Here is a 17,197-nt window from a genome sequence, read left to right as displayed (position 1 = left end):
GGCCATGGCGGCCCCGATTGCGTTTTTTGCGTTACTGCGCGGCCAGCTTGGGCGTGCGCGGCGGTACCAGGCGCTTGCTGCCGGTGGACTCGTAGGCCGAGGCCAGGCGCAGCAGGTTCGCATCGTCATAGGCCCGGCCGGCGAAGGTCAGGCCCACTGGCATGCCGATGTCCGCCATCACGCCCATGGGCACGGTGACGGTGGGCACGCCCAGGTGGCGGATGGCGAGGTTGCCGTTGGCCACCCAGATGCCGTTGCTCCAGGCGATGTCCGCCGACTCGGGGTTGATGTCGGCATCCGCCGGGCCGACGTCGGCGACGGTGGGGAACAGCACCGCGTCCAGCCCTTGGGCGTCCATCCAGTCTTCCAGGTCGAGCTTGCGGGTCTGCTCCAGGCCGCGCAGGCCATCGGCCAGGGTGGCGATCTGGTCCCAGGTCTTGAGGCCGCGCTTGGCCATGTTGACGTACTCGTCCATGCCTGCCGCCAGGTCATCCTCGCGGTTGGGCAGGGTGCCCGGGTCATGGGGGAAGATCTGTGGCCCGTCGACATCGGCCAGGCGGTTGAGCTTGGGATCGTCGTTGGCCCGCAGGAAGTCGTCGAAGGCCCAGCCCGAGAGCTCCCACAGCTCGTCATGGAGGAATTCCTGGCTGACGATGCCGCGATTGAACACGGTGGGCGCGCCGGGGCGATCGCCTTCGCAGTTGGACACCAGTGGGAAGTCCACTTCCAGCACCTCGGCGCCAGCGGCTTCCAGGGCCTGGCGCGCCTGGCGCCAGAGCTCGATCACCGACTCGCGGGTGGCGATGCGCTGGCCGGTGGGGCCGCCGATCCCCGGCTTGGCACTGGTACCGGCCTCGGCGTCGGCATTGATGTACATGCGCGGCACGCCGAAGCGCTTGCCCTTGAGGGCGCCGGCGTCGGCCGCCAGTTGCGGGTAGGAAGCGGGGCGCACGCCGGCCACGGCCGGGATCGGCACCCAGGGCTGCAGGCGCCACAGGTCACCGCGTTTATCCGGGTCTTCGGCGACTACCACGTCCAGCACTTCCAGCAGGTCGGCCATGGTCCGGGCGTAAGGCACTACCACGTCCATGGTCGGGGTCAGCGGCCAGTTGCCGCGCACCGAGATCACGCCGCGCGAGGGGGTGTAGGCGCAGAGGCCGTTGTTGGAGGCCGGGCCACGACCGCTGGACCAGGTTTCCTCGGCCAGGCCGAAGGCGCTGAAGCTGGCGGCGGTGGCGGTGCCGGCGCCGTTGGACGAGCCGGAGGCGAAGGGTGCGGTCAGGTACTGGGCGTTGTAGGGGCTTTCGGCGCGGCCATAGACCCCACGCTGCATACCGCCGTTGGCCATCGGCGGCATGTTGGTCTTGCCCAGGCAGATGGCGCCGCCGGCGCGCAGGCGCTCGATGGTGAAGGCGTCGCGCTGGGCCACCAGGTCCTTGAAGGCCGGGCTGCCGGATGCGGCGGTCAGGCCCTTGACCAGATAGCTGTCCTTGGCGGTGTAGGGGATGCCGTCCAGTGGCCCGAGGAGCTGGCCCTTGGCGCGGCGGGCATCAGAGGCTTGCGCTTCCTCCAGAGCCTCGGGGTTGCGCACCACCACGGCGTTGAGGGCGGTGGCAGTGGCGGGGCCGTCGTAGGCATCGATCCGCGCCAGGTAGGCCTGGACCAGTTCCACGGCAGTGGTCTGGCCGGACTCGAGGGCGGCGCGCAGTTGGGCAATGGAGACTTCGGTGACTTCGATCATGCGGGTTCTCGTGGTACGGCTTGGCACGGCAAGGGTTGAGTCGGGGCTTGGGTTGATGCCTGTCAGTCAAGCGAGGTGACCTTTTGTAGGAGCGCAGCTTGCTCGCGAGGGTCGTGAACGGTAGCGCCTGTTGACTGGGTAAACCCAGCGCTCTGAAGTCCATCGCGGGCAAGCCTCGCTCCTACCTTGCCTTGACTGATCGGCATTGGGGCTTGGGGGCCTTTTTAGCATCAAGTGCCCGTCAGCGGAATCTCCGCTCGATCGCAGGTGCGCACTTTGGGCCAAAAGGCCGGGTCATCTGGCATGTGGGTCGATATGGGCCTTTACCCGCCAGGCCTCCTGGCCGGCCTGGGGGATCGGCTGGCCGACAAAACGATAGCTGCCCAGGTTCTGGAGGATGGTTTGGTCCAGGGACGTGTCGCCGGAGCTTTCCAGCAGCTTGAGCCGCGGCTCAGCGGAGCCGGGCACGAACTGCACCTCGACCACCACGGGCTTTACATCAGGTCCGAGCTTGAGTTTGCCGAGCGTTCGGTGCTGGAGCAGTCGCAGCTTGAGGCTGAGCCGGCTCCTGGCTGAGGCGGTCCAGACCTGGCTGTACCGCGCTTGTTGCTCGGCATTGAGCTCCAGGCCCTGGTCACGCAGCCGGTCGATGCCTTTCCAGGCAGCGTCGCCGCTCTGCTTGAGAACGCTGAAGTACATCTGCTGCGCGCCTGGAAGATCCTGCGGGCCGCCTTTGCCTTCTTCCATCAACCTGGCCAGGGCCAGGATACTTTCCTTGCTCCCCACCGCCGCAGCACGCTGGTAGTGATCCCTGGCCAGGACGTAGTCGGCCTCTTGTTCGTCCAGGCGCCCGAGATGGTGGTAGGCCCTTGGGTTTGTCTGGGCCTGCGAGAGATACAGGGCTTTGGCCCGGGCGGTATCCTGCGCGACTCCATGACCGCGTTCGTACAGGGTGGCCAGCAGGGTCTGGCACATCGAGTTGCCGGCTTCGCCCTGGCGGCGGATATAGTCGAGCATTTCCCGGGAGATGGTCTCCTGGTCGCGGTAGTGCCAGCAGCGCAGGCCGACCATGGAGTCGTTCTGCACGCTGGTAGCGCTCTGGCAGCCGCTGAGCAGTCCGCCGAGCAGTGCCAGGACGACAATCCTGTTCATGGATGGGGACCGTTGAATTCGCCCAGGTAGTCCAGGGACAAGGTGGATGGAAGCGCAAGCGATTGCCCGAAGTGTGCAATGCCAGCGTGGGCAACGAGGATGAAGTGGCTGTACTGCAAGAGAACGGGCCAGTGCAGCCGTTGCCTCTGGGCGGCGCTGCGGATCATGGACTCCAGGTACTCTAGATGGCCTTGCTGGGGGATCAGCTCGACAAAGTCGGAGTCGATAGACCACCCCAGTTCCTGGCGCAGGCGCCAGCTTGGATTGCGTGCCTCCCAGGCATGGTACTGGGCATCCGTGGCGTCGGGGCCGGGTTCGGCTTCCCACTGTTCGAAGGCGAACAACGCAGCTTCGGTGTCATTTGCAAAGCGTGCGGCAAACAGGTGAAAAGCGAAGTAGTCGTCGCATTCCGACATGGACATGGCTCCTGGCAGCTTCAGATCACGCTGGCGCGTTGCAGGTGGCTGACGTGGCCCAGGCCGGACGCGTTCAAGCGCGCGACCAGGTCTTCGCGGGCCGGGCCGCCGCCGTTGCGCAGGTACTCCAGCTCCGAAGCGGTGATCACTACCACCGGCACCAGGGTCACCGGTGATAGCGGCATGTCCGGCAGATAAGTAGGGAAGCTGGCCGTTGGACCGCCAATCAATACGCCGACGCAGTCGTCGTTGCTGACGAAATGCTCGGGCAACTGCTCGCACATGGCACGAGACTGGCTGACGCCGGGCAGCTCCAGGGACAGCACGCCATAACGCTCCAGGCGCGAGACATAGCCGCCGGCATCGGCCACGGTATTGGCCACGCAACGCAGCAACTCGAAAGCCCAGCTGTCGGCGAAGGGATAGACATCCCCCTGCGGGCCCTGGGCATGGGCCGGAATATCCGGTGTCTCGATAAACAGCTCCATTTCGAAGCCGTTGCCCTGGCCTTCACCGTCGTCGAATGGATCGGACAGGCCCTCGGTGGCCAGGATGATGCTGTTGGGGCGACGCACGATGCGGTAGGCCTGGCGGGTGGAGGGCCAGTGGGGGCCGCCCATGAAGCTTGGGCTGATGGCAAAGCCCAGCACGTCCTGCTCACAGGTACCGATGGTCTGCCAATGACGTTCGAGGCAGGCGGCGCCAGCGTCCATCAATGCGATCAGCTCCTGCTCGGCACTGCTTGGCTGGTCGTGGGCAGGGGTGTCGACGGGGCCAGGCTCTGGCGTGGCCAGGGGCGGTACGGATTTGGCAGGAGCGGGCTTATTGAAGATGGAAAGCAGTTTTTGCAGGAAATTCAACGGGCGATCCTTGCTCAAGAGTGTTGTCTGGGCGCGCATTGTGCCGACTCGACACAGCCCTGGATAGCCGTTTGAGATGGCAATGTGCCTTGTGCCGTTACTGCTTGGCAATCCAGACGTCGGATCGATACATTCGCCGGTGCATGCAATGCATGGCATGGGTGCAGGCCGATGACCGTTGCATGCGCAATCTTGCAAAGCATTCCCAAGGATTTTGTATGCCGTTGATTTCGCAACGTGTTGAGTTGGCTCGCAATGGCGCCAACGACAAGGTGATCTGCCGCATGGCCTCCGGTTGGGCTGTCATGGGGGATGTGCAGTTTCTGCCGGGTTATTGCCTGTTGTTGCCCGACCCTGTGGTGCCGAGTCTCAACGATCTGGATGAAGCCGCCAGGACCACCTACCTTCTGGACATGGCTCGCCTTGGCGATGCCGCCTTGCAGGCCACTGGGGCCCTGCGCATGAATTATGAAATCCTCGGCAACTCAGAACCTGAGTTGCACTGTCATGTTTTCCCGCGTTACGCCTCGGAGCCGGAACACCTTCGCCGGATGCCAGTCTGGTTCTACGATTGGAAAACGGCCGTTGCCTACTCCGAAGAGGACCATGGCCAGTTGCGTCGGCGCATTGCCCAGCTACTGGGGCACTGAATCGAACGAGCCCTGGCCCGGTGTGAGGGCGCTTGCCGGCCATCGCCTCGGTGATAACGGGATCGAAGGCCGGTGACCGGGGCCGCGACGGGGGGATCGCCGCAGCCCCTGGATCAGGTGCAGCGGTTTATTTATCCAGCAGCTTGAGGATGTCCTCGTACAGGGCCCTGGGTATGAACACGCCTTGTTCCTCACTGCGCCGCCGGGCGTCGTAGCGACGTTGCGATGGTAGGCGGGCGCCTTGGTCGACAATCGCGGCGAACATCTCCTCGGCGCGCCTGGCGCCTTCCTCGGCGTTGCCATTGGCGAACAGCTGCGGGTCGAAGGCCAGGATCAGTTCCCCATGAAGGGGAGTAGCGCCGACGCCGTTGTCGAAGGCCATCGACTCCATGCTGGTCATGTCATTGATCAGGGCACCTGCCAGCAATTCCACCATGGCCGCCAGGGCCGAACCCTTGTGGCCGCCGAAGGTCAGCATGGCGCCAGACATGGCGGCCAGCGCATCGGTGGTCGGCTGGCCCTGGTCGTCGACGGCGCAATGTTCGGGCAGTGGGCGGTTGGCCCGGCGATGCAGCTCGATGTCGCCGCGGGCAATGGCGCTGGTGGCGAAGTCGAAGACAAAGGGATTGTGGCCCACGCGCGGCCAGCCGAAGGCAATGGGGTTGGTGCCGAAGACCGGCTTGCTGCCCCCGGCGGGGGCGACCCAGCTATGGCTGGGCGTGAGGGCCAGGGCTGCCAGCCCGTGTTCGGTCACGGCCTCGATTTCCGGCCATAGGGCCGAGAAGTGGAAACAGTTGTTGATGACCATGGCCGCCACACCCACCTGCCGGGCTTTTTGCACCAACAGCGGCAGCGCAGTTTGAAATGCCAGCAGCGAGTAGGCCCGGTGCGCATCCGCGGCCACGATGGCCGCGGAACGCTCGGTGACAGTCGGCAGTGCCTGAGGGTCGACCTGGCCCTCGCGCATGGACTTCACGCAGACCAACAACCGGTACAGCCCATGGGAGTGGCATTCGTCGGCCTGCCCGCGGGTGATGGTGCGGGCAATGGCCTGGGCGTGGGCAGCGCAGAAGCCGTTGTTCGCCAGTACATCGTTGGACAGTCGGAAGGCTTGGTCGAGCGACAGATTAATCAAGTCAGACATGAAACGTATCCTTGGATCATGGGTGAACGCTGGATAGACGAGGACTGCGCCGAGTGGGTGCAGCGCAGGCCTCTGTCGTCACCTCTGGCAGTGAGCCGTCAGGTTTCGCGCTGGCCGTTGACCAGGCGGCAAAGGCCCAGGGGATTGGCCTGCTGGATGGCCGGTTGCAGCAAGGTGTCCGGGAAGTTCTGATAGCAGACCGGTCGCAGGAAGCGGGCAATGGCGGCGGTACCGACCGACGTGGAACGGGCGTCGGAGGTGGCTGGAAACGGCCCGCCGTGGACCATGGCGTCACAGACTTCGACGCCTGTCGGCCAGCCATTGACCAGGATGCGCCCGGCCTTGCGCTCCAGGGTCGCCAGCAGGGTCCGGGCGGTCTCGGTATCGGCCTCGTCCAGATGCAGGGTCGCGGTCAACTGGCCCTCCAGGTGTTCGGCCACTTGCCTGGCCTGGGCGATGTCATCGCACTCGACCAGCAGCGAGGCCGAGCCGAAGATCTCTGCCTGCAGGGCCGGTTGCTCAAGAAAATCCCTGGCGCAAGTGACGAACAAGTGCGTCTGGCACTGGTTTGGCCCCGTGCCCTCAAGGCCTGCGCCCACCAAGCGCGCGTCGGCGTTGCTGGCCAGCTCTTGCAGGCCATGGCGGTAGGCCTTGAAGATTCCGGGCGTCAGCATGGTCTGGGCGGGACTGCGTTCGACAGCCTGCCGGGCGGTTGCGAGGAAGGCGTCCAGGGCTGGGCCCTTGATGGCGATGACCAGTCCCGGGTTGGTGCAGAACTGACCGGCACCCTGGTTGAGGGAGGCGATAAAGCCCTCGGCCAACGCCGCGCCACGGTTGAGCAGGGCATGCTCGAACAGGAAGACCGGGTTGATCGAACTCATCTCGGCATACACCGGGATCGGCTCGCGACGTGCCTGGGCCACTTGGGTCAAGGCTATGCCGCCGCTGCGCGAACCGGTGAAACCCACGGCCTTGATCCTGGGATCGCTGACCAGGCCCGTGCCGATTTCCACGCCGGAGCCGAACAGCAGCGCAAACACTCCCGGTGCCAGGCCGTGCTTGGCCACGGCTTGCTGGATCGCCTGGCCCACCAATTCGCTGGTGCCGGGGTGGGCACTGTGCGCCTTGACGATCACCGGGCAGCCGGCAGCCAGCGCCGAAGCGGTGTCGCCGCCGGCCACGGAGAAGGCCAGGGGAAAGTTGCTGGCGCCGAACACGGCGACCGGGCCCAGGGCGATATGCCGCTGGCGCAGGTCCGGGCGGGGCAGTGGCTGGCGCTCGGGAAGCGCTTCATCGACCCGCACGTCGAGCCACTCGCCGGTGCGTACTGTGCGAGCGAAGGTGCGCAGTTGGAAGCAGGTACGGCCCACCTCGCCCTGGATGCGTAGGCGAGGCAAGCCCGATTCCGCCACCGCGCGATCCACCAGGGTGTCGCCCAGCGCCTCGATCTGTTCGGCGATGCTTTCCAGGAACGCCGCGCGCTCCTGCAGCGAGGTTTCGCGGTAGCTATCGAAGGCCGACCAGGCCAGCGCACAAGCCTGCTCGACATGCTCGCGCGAGCCACCGGGATAACCCGGCTCCAGTACCTGGTCGGTGGCTGGGTTGATGGCCTTGATCGCATCACGAGTACCTGGCACGGCTTGGCCGCCAATCAGCATATTTCCTGTCAGACCCATATCGGCCTCCTGAGGTAATGAACGTCCACCTGCCGGTTTTAAAGAATGCAGTGGCAGAGGAGGGGGAAATGAAAGCGGTGCGCCTGGGCGCACCGCTTCAGGGGAACATCTGCCGGGTGTCAGGCCAGGTTGTGTTCTTTGCTCCAGTTGGCGTACCAGGTACGGAACAGCGTGTACTGGGCCTCGGCATAGTTGCGCTGGGAGTCGCTCAGGGCATCGGTTTCGTTGAAGTGCAGGGTGTATTCCAGGTCGCCGTTGAGCACCATCAGGTGCTTGTAGTACAGCACCAGGTCGCAGCCCTCATCGAACGAGGACAGTACGTGCAGGGCCGACTCCAGTTCTTCGGCCAGGCGTCGGGCCTTGGCGTCGCCCTTGGCAGCCTGCTTGCTCAGGGCCACCAGGTGCAGCACTTCGCGAGGCAGCGCGTTGCCGATACCGGTGATGGAACCGGTGGCGTTGCAGTTGACGAAACCGTTCACCACATCGGTATCGACACCGACCATCAAGGTGACCGCGTCATCCTTGGAGGTAATGAACTCAGCGGCATAACGGCTGGCTTGGGCGCCGCCGAACTCCTTGAAGCCGATCAGGTTCGGGTGCTCGCCGCGCAGTTCGAAGAACAGGTCCGCGCGAGTGGCAAAGCCATAGTAGGGGCTGTTGTAGATCACCGACGGCAGGTTCGGGGCTGCTGCGAGGATGGCCTTGAAATGCGCCTTCTGTGCGACCAGCGAGGCACCGCGGGACAGGACTCGCGGAATCACCATCAGGCCCTGGGCGCCGACCTTGGCCGCATGAGCGGCGTGGGATACCGCTTCCCGGGAGTTGACCGCGCCCGTGCCGACGATGGTTGGGATACCGGCCGCTACCAGGCGGGCAACGCCTTCCTGGCGCTCGGCTTCGGTGAGCAGGGGCCAGTCACCCATCGAGCCGCAATACACCACGGCGCTCATCCCCGCTTCGATCAGCTCGCGACCCTTGCGGACCAGGGCGTCGAAGTCGGGCTTGCGATCCGGGGTGCAGGGGGTCATCAGTGCGGGAATGGTGCCGGTGAAAATGTTGCTCATGACGCTACCTCATAGTTTTTAGGTGGTTGTAGCTACATCTATGGCACTGGCCAGGAATGGCTGGGGACCTGTTCCAGTGGTCATAATCGAATATCGTATACGTTATATAATCGATGCCTTGGGAAGTAAAGCCTCGGTTGTCATTTCAAATGGCGGCGTTCTGGGTAAACGGCCTGGATTGCAGGGCTCATCAAAGCTTGCAGGCCAAGGGGCTCTTCCGTGAGCCGGGTCAGGGCGAGGGGAGTATCAGCGACTGGAGACCCGCGCCGCCGACGCCTTGTCCACCTCGCGCAGCGACATGCCACGGGTCTCCCTGGCGGCCGCCACGGCAATGATCGAGATCACGGCCGATGCCACCAGGTACCAGGCGATCGGCGTCGAGCTGTTGTATTCCTTGAGCAGGGTAATGGCGATCAGCGGTGCCAGGGAGCCGGCGAGAATGGGCGCCACCTGGTAGCAGAGGGACAGGGCCGTATAGCGCACATGGGTCGGGAACAGTTCCGACATCAAGGCGGAGTAGGGCGCATAGGTCATGGATTCGATAGCCAGGCCCAGGGTGATGGCGGCCATGATCAGCCAGTCGTTCCCGGTATCCATCATGGGGAACCCGACGAAGCCCCAGAAGCCGGTAAGTATCGCACCGATCAGGTACACCGGTTTGCGCCCGATGATGTCGGACAGGTAGCCCATGAAGGGAATCATGAAGAAGTGCAACAGGTGGGCGCCGAACATCAATAGCAGGATTTGCGAAGTGTCTTTGTGCACGACCAGCTTGAGGTAGGTGATCGAGAACGTGACGACGATGTAATAGAGGATGTTCTCGGCAAACCGGGCGCCGATGCCGATCAGCACTTCACGCCAGTATTTTGTGACGACCTCGACCACGCCCAGCTGCTCTTTCTCGATCTTGTGCTGGCGGGCCTGGGCTTCCTTGAAGATGGGGGCGTCATCGACCCGGGTGCGGATCCAGTAGCCGACCAGGACCACGACGGCGGAGAACCAGAACGCTACGCGCCAGCCCCAGTCAAGGAACTGCGCCTCGCTGAGATTGGATGACAGAAGCAGCAGGATCACCGTTGCAATCAGGTTACCGGCCGGGACCCCGGCTTGCGGCCAACTGGCCCAGAATCCGCGGCGGTTGTCCGGGCTGTGCTCGGACACCAGCAGTACCGCGCCTCCCCATTCACCCCCGAAGGCGAATCCCTGGATCAACCGCAGCAGCACCAGCAGGATGGGGGCGGCGTAACCGATGCGTTCGAAGGTGGGCAGGCACCCCATCAGGAACGTGGTGATACCGACCACCACCAGGCTGATCTGTAGCAGATGCTTGCGTCCGATCTTGTCGCCGTAATGACCGAAGACCAGCCCGCCGATCGGCCTGGCCAGGAAGCCTACGGCATACAGGGCGAAGGCCGCGATGATGCCATCCACCGCGCTACCGGTCTGGCGGAAGAACAATTGGCCGAACACCAGGGCCGAGGCGGTGCCGTATAGAAAGAACTCGTACCACTCGGCCACGGCACCGGCCATCGCTGCGGCCACCACTCGCTTGATCCCGGCGGGGGCCTTGCCCGCCGTTCGTTCCAGTTCGCTGGCTGTTGCAGAAGTCGTCGAGGTCATCAATGTCGCACTCCGATAGATCTTGTTAGAGGGGGTTGCCTGGGCACTGCGCCAGGCCTGACTGTTGAAACAGTCGGCATATACTGTATTTCGTATACGATATATTTCAAAGCAAGATTGACGCCAGAATAGCCAGCCGCTCGCCATCGAGCTGCAAGCCTTGATTCTGTGTGTGTCAGATGTTGGCCTCGATGCAGGCCATGGGCGCGAGGGTGTTACGACAGGTGGCACCCGCCATGGGGGATGCCACCTAACGGAGCAACCAGTAGCGGTCAGTGGGGCAGGTGTTCGTACAGGCTCTGGCAGACGCCGTTGATGTGCTCTTCGATCAGCTTGGCCGCGAGTTCGACATTCCCGCTGCGGCAGGCGGCGACGATGTCCTTGTGCTCGTGGTCGGCGCGATCCTTCCCGGCTGAAAGGCTCATCTGCATGCGCAGGTAGCGTTCGATCTTGTCGTGGATCGAGCGGATCAGGTTGACCAGGAAAGGGCGCTGGGCCGGCTCGTACAGGCAGGCATGCAATTCCCAATTGAGTTCGGCCCAACGGCCGATGTCGTTCTCCCCGACGAACTCGGCGCAGATCGCTTCGGCCCGGGCAAAGGTTTCTTCGGTCATGTTGGGAACGGCCAGGCGGATCGCCTGGACCTCCAGTAGCACCCTCACTTCGAACATCTGGGCCAGCTCTGGCTCGGAGATCTTGGTCACCAGGGCGCCGCGATTGCGATGAAAGTCCACCAGCCCCTCGGCCTCCAGGCGCTTGAGCGCCTCGCGCACCGGAATCTTGCTGACATTGAACACCTGGGCGATGTCGTCCTGGCGCACCGGTTCGCCTTCAGCCAGGTGGCCGGAGATGATGGCTTCACGCAGGTGCTTGGCAATGATTTCCGAGGTCGAGGGCACGACGCCAAGGTTGGGGGCTTTGTGAAAGGGCAGGGGCACGAGGGTTACCGAGTGAGGATGAATGCGAATATCTTATACGAAATGCCGTGGGGGCCAAAAGATGCGCCGCTTACGCGCACCTCCCGGAATCAGCTCGCGATGATCAAGCAGGCCAGCTTCGAATCAGTAGGGCGGGATCGGGACGTCTTGTTTCAAACTGAAGAAAAGGCATCTTTCTTGGGCATGAAGAAGCGAGCGAACAGTTCGGATTGGGACTTGATGTTCAACTTTGCGTAGATGTTGCGGCGGTGAACCTTGATCGTTTCGGCCGACAGGCAGAGTTTTCCGGCGATCTCCTTGTTGGAGAAGCCACTGAGCAATAGCCTGAGCACGTCGCTTTCCCGCGTGGTTATCTGCGTGCCGAGCTGGGTAATGGTTTGCGACCATAAAGGCGCGCTGGTGAGGTGCTTCTCTTCCTCGATCTCGAAACTCATGCGCTGATGCATCAAGGCGATCACCCATGGCTTGATGATATCGAGCATGGTGATCTGGTCCTGGCAAAAGTGAGTGCTGCTACCAATGGAGATGCATAAGGTCCTGTCCCCGTCGAGTTGCGCGTTGTACTGCACTTCATCTACAGAAATGTATTGTGCAAAGTACTTGTGGTAGTACTCGGTTTCGAGGAAATACTCAGGAACGATATCCAACAAGTGAAAGAAACCACTTTGTGGGTTCTCTCGATTGGCTATGTAGAAAGGGTCCAGCAGATAAAGCCCCTTGACGTAACGCTGGGTAAATGCGTCCACCTCTTCGGTATCTGCTACTTCGGGGAGACTGACAACCTGAACTTGTTTGCTGCTGAAAATCAATACGACCCAGTTATCGACTTGTACATATTCATTCAATGTCCGAATAAGCGAGCTCCAGAACTCTGGACGATTCAACTGCATGATCAGTTTTCCAATCGATCGATGCCAGGCCAGGCTATGAAGGTCGAGCGGCATTTTCTACCCCTTTAGGGTTAGGGAGTCGTGGGCTAGAGGTAAGTATTCGTAGGTATTTACTATTCGTTAACCCCCGGTATATTCACGTTCGGGTGTTAACGATGGCCATGAGGGCACATCGGCTTGAACAAGGATGTTGCATGAGAAAGCTTCGTTTGCGAACCATTTTTTCGGCTGCGTTGCTGTGTGCGGGGATAAGCACATCGGCGGCCGCTGCAGAACCCGGGATGTACCTGTACAACTGGTTCGGGCTCCTCGCCCCACAGACTCCCAAGGAGTTCGAGCGGGACGCTGGCATCAGGATTCACATGGATGCGTTCGACAGCGCTGAAATCATGCAGAGCAAGGTCATGGCCGGGCGTACCGGATATGACGTGGTCGTGGCAACCTCCAACGTGTTGCCCAGCCTGATCCAGGCCGGCGTCCTGCAGCCGTTGGATCGCAGTCAACTGAGCAACTTGGCGCATATCGACCCAGATCTGCTGGCCCAGGTCGCGGTCAACGACCCAGGCAACCGTTATGCCGTGCCTTACTTGTGGGGAACCACGGGCATTGGCTATGACGTCGATAAGGTCAAGGCGGCGCTGGGCGATGATGCACCGGTGAATAGCTGGGACCTGATATTTAAAGAAGAAAACATCAGCAAGCTCCAATCCTGTGGCGTGGCGATGCTCGACTCGCCAAGCGAGATCATCTCGATTGCCTTGCATTACCTGGGACTTCCCAGCAACAGCAGAAACCCGGACGATTACCAGAAGGCTCAAGCCCTGCTGTTGAAGATCCGTCCCTACATCCTCTATTTCGACTCGTCCAAGATCGACACCGACCTGGCTGATGGCAATATCTGTGTTGTCGTGGGATGGGCCAACGGTGCCCTTGCTGCACAGGCCGTTAATGAAAAGGCCAACACCGGCCGCAAGATTACCTACAGCCTTCCTCGCGAGGGGGCACTGGTCTGGTCGGAAAACCTGGTGCTGCTAAAAGACGCTCCCCATCCAAAGGAAGGGCTGGCGTTCATCAACTACATGCTGCGCCCGGAAGTTATTGCCAAGACTTCAAACCATACGCTCTATCCTAATGCGAATAAGGATGCCACGGAGTTTGTCGAACAAAAGTTGCGGGACAACCCATGGATTTATCCAGACCGGAAAGTCGTTGCTGAATTGGTTCCGCTTGAGCCATTACCCTTGAAACTGGAGCGAATTCGCACGCGGGTCTGGACCAAGGTGAAGAGTAGTATCTGATCCGGACCGATCATCTCAATGATTGTTCTTTGCAGGCTTTCACCCTCTACGAAAGCTTGCAAAGAGTTAAAGCAGCAAGTCGTTTCGATAAGAAGTTACTGGGAAATGCAAGGCGCTCCTCGCAAGTGTCTGCATGTCGTTGAACAGTCAATTACTTGTAATTGTTTACTGTTGTTCAAGCCCTGTTGGTCGCAATGGTGGCGAGGCAGTATCAGATTGATTCGCCCTGGACGTGGTTCTTCAAGTAGAGCCATGCCTGCATTGCTGTCCGCGACAGCATCAACTCAACACTTCATCCAATACGAGAACAGTGGATGCCCAGACCAGCCCATCAGACATGTTTCAGTTTGACAATCGACGGTCTCGAGCGCGACGTTCAAGTGCTCGAATTTAGTGGTGAGGAGGCAATCAGCAAGCCTTACTTCTTCAATATGGAGTGGCTTGCAAACCCTGGCCTGGACCTGGAAAGCCTGGTCGACGCCGAGGCGTTTCTGGGTTTCGACCCGCAGGGTAGGGGAATTCATGGGCGGATCTACCACATCGAGCGCAGTGGCGATCGCTACCGAGCGGTCCTTGTTCCGCACCTGTCCTATTTGCGCCACCGCATCAATCGCAGGGTCTATCAAGGATTCTCGGTGCCGAAAATCGTCGCCCTGATACTGGAGGAGCACGGCATCCTGGGCGATGCCTATCGGTTGGAGCTGAAGGCGACCTATCCCCAGCGTGACTACCGCACCCAATACGATGAAACCGATCTGCACTTTATCCAGCGTTTGTGCGAAGAGGAGGGGATTCACTTTCACTTCCAGCACAGCGCTCAAGGTCATGTGCTGGTATTTGCCGACGACCGGACGGCTTTTCCCAGGATCGGGCAGGCCACGGCTCTAGCACAAGAGAACGGCTGGGTGGCTGGCGAACACATCCAGGTTCCGGGTGCGCGCACCCTGGAGCGCCGCTACATGGTTCATCGCCAAGTCGAGGGGCAGAGCAAACAGGTCTACTTGCACAGTGGCCATGTGGTGGAATGCTCGGATTGCCCAGGCCAGGGCAACGATCTATGGCTGCTCACCCAGGTCTTCCATGAAGGCCGGCAACCCGAGGCCTGGGACGATGGTGTCGAGCCCGGCGACGACGCGCTCCAGGGCTATCGCAACCGTTTTACAGCGCTGGCGTGGGAGGTGTTCCATCGTCCCCCCGTGGTTCATCACAAACCCCAGGTACCAAGCAGCCAGGTCGCGGTGGTCATCGCCCTGGAAGATGAAGAGACACCCGGTGAGCCGCGCCCTGGACGGGTCAAGGTGCGGTTTCCCTGGGACCGTGAAGGTCGCTTTGATGACAAGAGCAGCTGTTGGCTCGTTGGCGCCGCCAGCGAATGCGGCCAGGTGAAACCCTTGCAGGTCGGGGAGGAGGTCACGGTCACCTTTGTTGACGGTGACCCCGATCAACCGCGGATCGGCGGCTGCCAGTGCTGTCGCTGAAAGGACCAGCACATTGCCTTGTGCGCGACCTGGTATTCACCGAGCGGCGAATGTTTTACCCGTGACGATGATCGAGTCCTCTTGCAGGTAAAGGTCGGTGATGTCGTTGATCACGACGTCGAGGCCGACTGAGTTCGGAAACAGCGAATAGAACAAATCAAAGTACAGATAGTCCCGGATCAAACGCGCGGCCAGGTCGGGATGGCTTGTCAAAAGTGTCCTGAAACCTGGGTAGTCGATCGCTTCCAGCTCCGGGATGTCGATAAAGCCCTGGGCCAGGTCATCGCTCTGGCATTGGGCGGTAAAGCTGTCGGCGTGGTCCAGGAAATCCGGTGGGAGTTCACTGTGGCTGATGCGCAGCTCATAAGGGGTTGCTGCGATGGCCAGCGCTTCGCCGAAGCCCAGGCTGCGATAACCGACGCTCTTCGGGTCGATGACTTGACCGGCCAAGGTGAATTTCATGGGGTGATTCCGGTTTTCCAATGGGGTGAGCGTTTGTCGACCTGATCCTTGTGGAGCTCCCCGAACCTGGCGGCCGCAGGGTATCGAAGCGTGCGCATTCTCACATTGCTACCTATGCCCATGCCACTGTTCACATTCTGTCATCCACTCTCTGGCAGTATCGCCAAGCCTTACACCACCCATGACCATCCGCAACGGTTCAAGGAATGCAGTCGCGAAATCCAGGCGGTCCAGCACCGTGGAGCACCTACTACGAGCATCACAAGGAGCGTCCGGCCTCATCGCTGCTTCAGGCTGCGATGGCGCTTGCAAGCCTTTCGACAGGTTCGGCAAGAGCCATTGACCTGGGGTGCGGCGCTGGTAACGAAACCCGTGCCCTGATGGCGGCAGGGTGGGATGTTCTGGCGATAGACCAGGAACTTGGTGCAATCGAAAGGGCCAGGGCCATCGGCGCAGGCTTCCCATGCCGCGAATGCGTCGCTGTCGTGCAAAGGTTCGAGGACCTTGTGGCATTGCCGGCGGCCTCATTGATCCATGCCGGCATGTCGATGCCATTTTGTCATCCGCAAAGCTTTGAAAAATTCTGGGCCACGGTCAGGGCTGCCCTGCTTCCCGGAGGGATCTTCGTGGGCCAGTTCTTTGGCGACAGGGATGGCTGGGCGGGCGATCCGTCGAGAACGTTTCACTCCGAGCCAGAAGTTCGTGCCTTGTTTCTCGATTTCGACTTGATCCACGTCCAGGTCCACGAGTACGACGGCCCCAGCCTGCGGGGGACCAAGCATTGGCACCGGATTGACGTGATCGCCCAACATCCCCTGTAGCCGCTGCCGAGCCTGTGAGGCTGCGATCGGCCGCCCAGCGGCCATGGCTCCCTATGTATCTGGCCCAACGCGGCGCCCGGCCTGGTGGGCGCTGCGCACCCCTGCACAGCCTGCGGCAGCGGCTACACGAGCCTGTGCGGTGGTTGTAGCCCCTCCATATATCCGACCCAACGCAGCCTGCGGCAGCGGTTGAATTGCTGTGATGGCAGTTTGATTTTCAGGTTGTGAATGAAGCTTTTATGACAAAAGTTCGGTAGCGCATAGCCACTTGGGTCTTGGGTATGTAACGCGCTTGAGGGGGCCGCAAGGCCACTTTTTTAAGCCGAGGCGGGATGCCGGGAGTGAGGCTATGGGGACTATGGAACGCTACTCGAAAGTGGGCATGCAGGAGCTGGACCAACGGCTGTCGAAGATTGTCGAAGCGGCTCGCAAGAAGCCGGTCTCGGTCTATCGCTATGGCGCTCCGTGGGTCTGGATCGTGTCCCAGGATGATTGGCAGGGGGCCTTGAAGGAGGTGTCCAGCTACATCCCGCCGGGGCATTCGCTGGTGTTGCTGCGCCCGCAGATCGAGGAGTTGCTTGATCAGCAGGGCGACCTGTTCCTGAGCCTCCATGCCGAGGCCGGTATGTTCATCGCGCCGCGTACGGTGATGCACATCCTGTTGTTGCAGCTTTTGTACTCGGTCCAAAGCGAACAGCAGCTTTACGAACAGCTCAACTACAACCTGCTGTTCCGCTGGTTCGTCGGCCTGGGCCTGAACCAGAAGGTCTGGAGCTTCAGTGTCTTGAGCCGCGACATCGCCACGCTGCTGAACAACCCGCAGGCCGTGCAACTGATCCACAAGATCATCGGTGAAGTGTTCTGCGGCGCCCTGCTGCAGATGCCGGAGTTTTCGCTGAACTTCGCGCTGCTGCATACCTGGCTGGCACGCCACGACAACACCACGATCACCAGCAATTGAATCGGCCAAACGCTGTGCAAACGGCG

General features: G+C 61.4%; 16 protein-coding genes. 5 read left to right on the top strand and 11 right to left on the bottom strand.

Annotation, left to right across the window (positions count from 1 at the left end):
- Nucleotides 1–31 precede the first annotated feature (31 nt).
- The 4 genes from C4K39_RS26010 to C4K39_RS25995 all read right to left on the bottom strand — a co-directional run bounded on the left by C4K39_RS26010 (nucleotide 32) and on the right by C4K39_RS25995 (nucleotide 4,208).
- Nucleotides 32–1,741 carry an amidase gene (locus C4K39_RS26010; RefSeq protein WP_124347774.1) on the bottom strand — a complete coding sequence of 570 codons (1,710 nt, stop codon included), beginning with the start codon at nucleotides 1,739–1,741 and terminating at the stop codon, nucleotides 32–34.
- 294 nt (nucleotides 1,742–2,035) lie between these two features.
- Entirely contained in the window at nucleotides 2,036–2,893 is an 858-nt protein-coding gene (locus tag C4K39_RS26005) for a tetratricopeptide repeat protein (RefSeq protein WP_124347773.1), read from the bottom strand.
- A complete protein-coding gene (locus C4K39_RS26000) occupies nucleotides 2,890–3,309 on the bottom strand; it encodes a hypothetical protein (protein WP_124347772.1) in 420 nt (139 codons plus the stop codon). The genes C4K39_RS26005 and C4K39_RS26000 overlap by 4 nt, the downstream gene beginning before the upstream one ends.
- A gap of 20 nt (nucleotides 3,310–3,329) precedes the next feature.
- Entirely contained in the window at nucleotides 3,330–4,208 is an 879-nt protein-coding gene (locus C4K39_RS25995) for a suppressor of fused domain protein (protein WP_124347771.1), read from the bottom strand.
- A 179-nt stretch (nucleotides 4,209–4,387) separates the two neighbouring features.
- Between C4K39_RS25995 and C4K39_RS25990 the strand changes: the two genes are divergently transcribed.
- Nucleotides 4,388–4,819 (top strand): HIT family protein, encoded by a 432-nt coding sequence (locus C4K39_RS25990; RefSeq protein ID WP_068587114.1) that lies wholly within the window; start codon nucleotides 4,388–4,390, stop codon nucleotides 4,817–4,819.
- Between the two features lie 127 nt (nucleotides 4,820–4,946).
- Here the strand turns inward: C4K39_RS25990 and C4K39_RS25985 are convergent, their stop codons facing one another.
- The 6 genes from C4K39_RS25985 to C4K39_RS25960 form a co-directional block, all read right to left on the bottom strand.
- Complete coding sequence (locus tag C4K39_RS25985; RefSeq protein ID WP_124347770.1) at nucleotides 4,947–5,963, bottom strand: Ldh family oxidoreductase; 1,017 nt, start codon at nucleotides 5,961–5,963, stop codon at nucleotides 4,947–4,949.
- A 98-nt stretch (nucleotides 5,964–6,061) separates the two neighbouring features.
- Nucleotides 6,062–7,639 carry an aldehyde dehydrogenase (NADP(+)) gene (locus tag C4K39_RS25980; RefSeq protein WP_124347769.1) on the bottom strand — a complete coding sequence of 526 codons (1,578 nt, stop codon included), beginning with the start codon at nucleotides 7,637–7,639 and terminating at the stop codon, nucleotides 6,062–6,064.
- Between the two features lie 119 nt (nucleotides 7,640–7,758).
- A complete protein-coding gene (locus tag C4K39_RS25975; protein WP_124347768.1) occupies nucleotides 7,759–8,703 on the bottom strand; it encodes a dihydrodipicolinate synthase family protein in 945 nt (314 codons plus the stop codon).
- A gap of 246 nt (nucleotides 8,704–8,949) precedes the next feature.
- On the bottom strand, nucleotides 8,950–10,323 hold the full coding sequence (gene abaF, locus C4K39_RS25970; protein WP_124347767.1) for a fosfomycin efflux MFS transporter AbaF: 1,374 nt from the start codon (nucleotides 10,321–10,323) through the stop codon (nucleotides 8,950–8,952).
- A gap of 272 nt (nucleotides 10,324–10,595) precedes the next feature.
- A complete protein-coding gene (locus C4K39_RS25965; protein ID WP_068587144.1) occupies nucleotides 10,596–11,255 on the bottom strand; it encodes a GntR family transcriptional regulator in 660 nt (219 codons plus the stop codon).
- A 158-nt stretch (nucleotides 11,256–11,413) separates the two neighbouring features.
- A complete protein-coding gene (locus C4K39_RS25960; protein WP_124347766.1) occupies nucleotides 11,414–12,205 on the bottom strand; it encodes a helix-turn-helix transcriptional regulator in 792 nt (263 codons plus the stop codon).
- 140 nt (nucleotides 12,206–12,345) lie between these two features.
- On the opposite strand from C4K39_RS25960, the gene C4K39_RS25955 reads away from it, so the two are divergent.
- Both C4K39_RS25955 and C4K39_RS25950 read left to right on the top strand, forming a co-directional pair.
- Nucleotides 12,346–13,449, top strand: a complete 1,104-nt coding sequence (locus C4K39_RS25955) for a polyamine ABC transporter substrate-binding protein (RefSeq protein ID WP_068587105.1) — start codon at nucleotides 12,346–12,348, stop codon at nucleotides 13,447–13,449.
- Between the two features lie 314 nt (nucleotides 13,450–13,763).
- Entirely contained in the window at nucleotides 13,764–14,927 is a 1,164-nt protein-coding gene (locus tag C4K39_RS25950; RefSeq protein WP_124347765.1) for a contractile injection system protein, VgrG/Pvc8 family, read from the top strand.
- Nucleotides 14,928–14,963: 36 nt separating this feature from the next.
- On the opposite strand, the gene C4K39_RS25945 is transcribed toward C4K39_RS25950, so the two are convergent.
- Complete coding sequence (locus C4K39_RS25945; protein WP_124347764.1) at nucleotides 14,964–15,389, bottom strand: hypothetical protein; 426 nt, start codon at nucleotides 15,387–15,389, stop codon at nucleotides 14,964–14,966.
- 206 nt (nucleotides 15,390–15,595) lie between these two features.
- Here C4K39_RS25945 and C4K39_RS25940 point away from each other — a divergent pair, with 206 nt between their 5' ends.
- Complete coding sequence (locus C4K39_RS25940; protein WP_124347763.1) at nucleotides 15,596–16,210, top strand: class I SAM-dependent methyltransferase; 615 nt, start codon at nucleotides 15,596–15,598, stop codon at nucleotides 16,208–16,210.
- Nucleotides 16,211–16,559: 349 nt separating this feature from the next.
- Entirely contained in the window at nucleotides 16,560–17,171 is a 612-nt protein-coding gene (locus C4K39_RS25935) for a transposase (RefSeq protein ID WP_124347762.1), read from the top strand.
- Nucleotides 17,172–17,197: the final 26 nt, after the last annotated feature.

Origin of the sequence: Pseudomonas sessilinigenes (genome assembly GCF_003850565.1) — a bacterium.
GTDB classification, from domain to species: Bacteria; Pseudomonadota; Gammaproteobacteria; order Pseudomonadales; family Pseudomonadaceae; genus Aquipseudomonas; species Aquipseudomonas sessilinigenes.
This window is presented reverse-complemented; position numbering and strand designations above follow the sequence as displayed.

Bases quoted from the DNA above. Each gene is read 5' to 3' on its own strand.
- C4K39_RS26010 (WP_124347774.1), bottom strand. From the start codon at position 1,741: ATGATCGAAGTCACCGAAGTCTCCATTGCCCAACTGCGCGCCGCCCTC.
- C4K39_RS26005 (WP_124347773.1), bottom strand. From the start codon at position 2,893: ATGAACAGGATTGTCGTCCTGGCACTGCTCGGCGGACTGCTCAGCGGC.
- C4K39_RS26000 (WP_124347772.1), bottom strand. From the start codon at position 3,309: ATGTCGGAATGCGACGACTACTTCGCTTTTCACCTGTTTGCCGCACGC.
- C4K39_RS25995 (WP_124347771.1), bottom strand. From the start codon at position 4,208: ATGCGCGCCCAGACAACACTCTTGAGCAAGGATCGCCCGTTGAATTTC.
- C4K39_RS25990 (WP_068587114.1), top strand. From the start codon at position 4,388: ATGCCGTTGATTTCGCAACGTGTTGAGTTGGCTCGCAATGGCGCCAAC.
- C4K39_RS25985 (WP_124347770.1), bottom strand. From the start codon at position 5,963: ATGTCTGACTTGATTAATCTGTCGCTCGACCAAGCCTTCCGACTGTCC.
- C4K39_RS25980 (WP_124347769.1), bottom strand. From the start codon at position 7,639: ATGGGTCTGACAGGAAATATGCTGATTGGCGGCCAAGCCGTGCCAGGT.
- C4K39_RS25975 (WP_124347768.1), bottom strand. From the start codon at position 8,703: ATGAGCAACATTTTCACCGGCACCATTCCCGCACTGATGACCCCCTGC.
- abaF (WP_124347767.1), bottom strand. From the start codon at position 10,323: ATGACCTCGACGACTTCTGCAACAGCCAGCGAACTGGAACGAACGGCG.
- C4K39_RS25960 (WP_124347766.1), bottom strand. From the start codon at position 12,205: ATGCCGCTCGACCTTCATAGCCTGGCCTGGCATCGATCGATTGGAAAA.
- C4K39_RS25955 (WP_068587105.1), top strand. From the start codon at position 12,346: ATGAGAAAGCTTCGTTTGCGAACCATTTTTTCGGCTGCGTTGCTGTGT.
- C4K39_RS25950 (WP_124347765.1), top strand. From the start codon at position 13,764: ATGCCCAGACCAGCCCATCAGACATGTTTCAGTTTGACAATCGACGGT.
- C4K39_RS25945 (WP_124347764.1), bottom strand. From the start codon at position 15,389: ATGAAATTCACCTTGGCCGGTCAAGTCATCGACCCGAAGAGCGTCGGT.
- C4K39_RS25940 (WP_124347763.1), top strand. From the start codon at position 15,596: ATGCAGTCGCGAAATCCAGGCGGTCCAGCACCGTGGAGCACCTACTAC.
- C4K39_RS25935 (WP_124347762.1), top strand. From the start codon at position 16,560: ATGGGGACTATGGAACGCTACTCGAAAGTGGGCATGCAGGAGCTGGAC.